Source organism: Methylobacterium sp. J-070 (genome assembly GCF_022829385.1).
GTDB lineage: Bacteria > Pseudomonadota > Alphaproteobacteria > Rhizobiales > Beijerinckiaceae > Methylobacterium.
Genome location: NZ_JAKSXX010000062.1, coordinates 1 through 2,361 on the forward strand (window position 1 = coordinate 1; position 2,361 = coordinate 2,361).

Consider the following 2,361-nt stretch of genomic DNA (forward strand, 5'->3'; position numbering starts at 1 on the left):
CGGCGCGCCGGGATCGACCGAGATGATCCAGGACGAGGCGGGCGCCAAGGCCATCCTGTCGACCACCCTCGGCGGCCGCCATCTGACCTTCTCCTACGACCAGAATACCGAGTCGATCGAGATGCGCGAGGGAACGACAGATGGTCCCGTCCTGCACCGCTTCTGCAACCGAACTCTGATCAACTATCTCGAAGAGACCTTCAGCACCTTGTTGCGGTAAGGCGGTTTGATCCAAGCCTATTCCAGAGCACCTGCCAAGTCATCCGCTTCGCGATCTGTACGCGAAGTTCCTCTGAATTTGCTGATCAGACCGTTCTAACGAGGAAACAAACATATGATATTCATTTAAGAGCAGTGGTCACATTACATGCGACTACAGGGCCTGGAACATTAGGCTAGATGATAATCTTTCTTCAGGCAGGTCTCCGCTGTTGTCCGAGCCTGAACTCAGAAAGCGCATCATGATGCAGCATACTTTCGCTGGAGCAGCGTCCCTGGCTGCCCTCCTCTTGGTCGGCTCGACCTACGCTGAGAGCAAGTCGCTGGAGGCGCCGGCCAGCGATGCGATGCCTCCGGTGGAGTTGATCATCAGCATGAAGGACGGGAAGCCGGTGTGCGACCCCGCGGAGATCCTTCTGCCTGCGAACACCAACGTGGCCCTGCACATCGTCAGCAGCGCCGATGCACCCATTACGATCACAGCGCCCGGTCAGTTCGAGAATGGGCTGGTTCTGCACGCCGACGGCGACCTAATCCATGCTGCGAGCGAGAAGGGCTACACGATCAGGCAGAAGGGCCAAGGGACCCTGCGCCTCCGGACGATGAAGCCGGGGCAGGAAGAATATGCCTGTACCAGTAATCGGAACGCGAACGATCCGTTCAAAGGCAAACTGACGTTAACTCTGCCCGCGGGCTGATCGCCATCTAACAGCCGATCTGCTTTGCGTCCCCCTCGTCGATCTCGAGTAAAGCTTGACGAGGGGGCTTAACATCAGCGTCGAGCCTCTACGGCAATGCGCCGACAGTCTCCTTAGCTGTTGAACGAGCGGAAGCCGCCCACTCTTGGCATCGCTCGTTTCACCCGGAAGTGGTCGCTTTCAATGCCTTGCTGCAGGTGTTTGGTCACGTAGTGGACCGGCGTGCGGGGTAGCAGACCCTCCGTCCGGCTCTCGACGATGGCTGGTGGGTACGGGCCAGCACCATCGGTGCCGATGCGGTCGGGCGCGAGCAGCGGCTGATCCTGGAGCATCTTACGGAAAAAACGCTTGGCCGCGTCGAGATCCCGGTTAGCGGTGAGCAGGAAGTCGACCGCCTCGCCGTGCTTGTCGATGGCGCGGTACAGGTAGCGCCACTGCCCACGCACCTTGATGTAGGTCTCGTCGACCCGCACCGAGCCGCAGTGCGGCTTGCGGAACCGACGCAGGCGACGCTCGATAGCCGGGGCGTAGGCCAGCACCCAGCGATTGATCGTGGAGTGGTCGACCTCCAGGCCTCTCTCGAGGAGCATCTCCTCGATGTCGCGATAGCTCAGCGCGTAGCGCAGATACCAGGACGCCGCCTGCACGATGAGGCTGGCCTCGAAGTGCCGGCCCCGGAAGTCGCCTTTGGCGTCTCGCTTCAGCTTGAGCGCGAGGACGTTGCAGATCATGGGCCGGCTCCGGATCGGAGCGGCAGGCTCGGCGGCTATGACTAACGAGCCGTGAACCTCAGCGCATTCCCGTTTGCGACAGGCCCTTCTGTCCAGCATCAGACGAGCGGTGACCGTCAATCAAATCGGACAGCGCCTCGGCCTCGGCCTCCGTCATCTTCCCTTCCCCATAGGCACGCCACAGCGCAGCCGTGACGGCCGGCAGCCCGGCACACAGAGCCGCCTCCACCTGTCGCCGGATCTCATTGGCATAGGTCATCGGTCCCGGTCCCTCACGAGCCGCGGCTAGGGTCCAGGCAAAGCTTTCCCGGTGCGAAAAGCGGTGCTTTCGCTTGACTCCCGAGGGGAGATCATGGTCTGTGGGGAGCGGTTCAGCGTCCCCACAAGGCCCCAGGTTTTCAGCAGCCTCTTCCTTGCCGGGAAGGGACTGTTGGCTTTTCAGGGTCTATCTCGCGGCGATGGTCTCCTGAATGGCGGCTGCGACTCGCCAGGGCGGGTGCAGCCGGAACGGTCCATCTCGGCCGGGCGGCACGGTTAAGTCAACGTCAGGGGATGATCAGCGCGACCATGCTGGCCAGACCTTCGACCCTCGCGGACCTGCGCAGAGCCGGCATCATCAGCAGCCAGGAGATCGTTGCGGCGATCGACGCGTACATGCGGGACCCGGCTGCTGGTCCCTACCGCTTTCCCAGCGGCCACAGCCTGGACATCGC

General features: G+C 62.0%; 3 protein-coding genes and 1 pseudogene. 2 read left to right on the top strand and 2 right to left on the bottom strand.

The window, feature by feature from the left end; all coding sequences use genetic code 11:
• Both MKL01_RS04035 and MKL01_RS04040 read left to right on the top strand, forming a co-directional pair.
• Nucleotides 1–220, top strand: a 220-nt coding sequence (locus MKL01_RS04035) for a hypothetical protein (RefSeq protein ID WP_243903946.1), incomplete at its 5' end; no start/stop codon positions are given.
• Nucleotides 221–461: 241 nt separating this feature from the next.
• The gene (locus MKL01_RS04040) at nucleotides 462–917 is read left to right on the top strand and encodes an anaerobic typically selenocysteine-containing protein (protein WP_313901436.1); all 456 of its coding nucleotides are present in this window, start codon (nucleotides 462–464) and stop codon (nucleotides 915–917) included.
• Nucleotides 918–1,033: 116 nt separating this feature from the next.
• Here MKL01_RS04040 and MKL01_RS04045 read toward each other — a convergent pair.
• Both MKL01_RS04045 and MKL01_RS04050 read right to left on the bottom strand, forming a co-directional pair.
• A pseudogene (locus MKL01_RS04045) lies at nucleotides 1,034–1,648 on the bottom strand (IS6 family transposase); the annotation flags it as partial.
• A 58-nt stretch (nucleotides 1,649–1,706) separates the two neighbouring features.
• Complete coding sequence (locus MKL01_RS04050; RefSeq protein WP_243903947.1) at nucleotides 1,707–1,907, bottom strand: hypothetical protein; 201 nt, start codon at nucleotides 1,905–1,907, stop codon at nucleotides 1,707–1,709.
• Between the last annotated feature and the right edge of the window lie 454 nt (nucleotides 1,908–2,361).

What these genes read in the sequence shown, in the direction of transcription:
- MKL01_RS04040 (WP_313901436.1), top strand. Translation starts at nt 462, where the DNA reads ATGATGCAGCATACTTTCGCTGGAGCAGCGTCCCTGGCTGCCCTCCTC.
- MKL01_RS04050 (WP_243903947.1), bottom strand. Translation starts at nt 1,907, where the DNA reads ATGACCTATGCCAATGAGATCCGGCGACAGGTGGAGGCGGCTCTGTGT.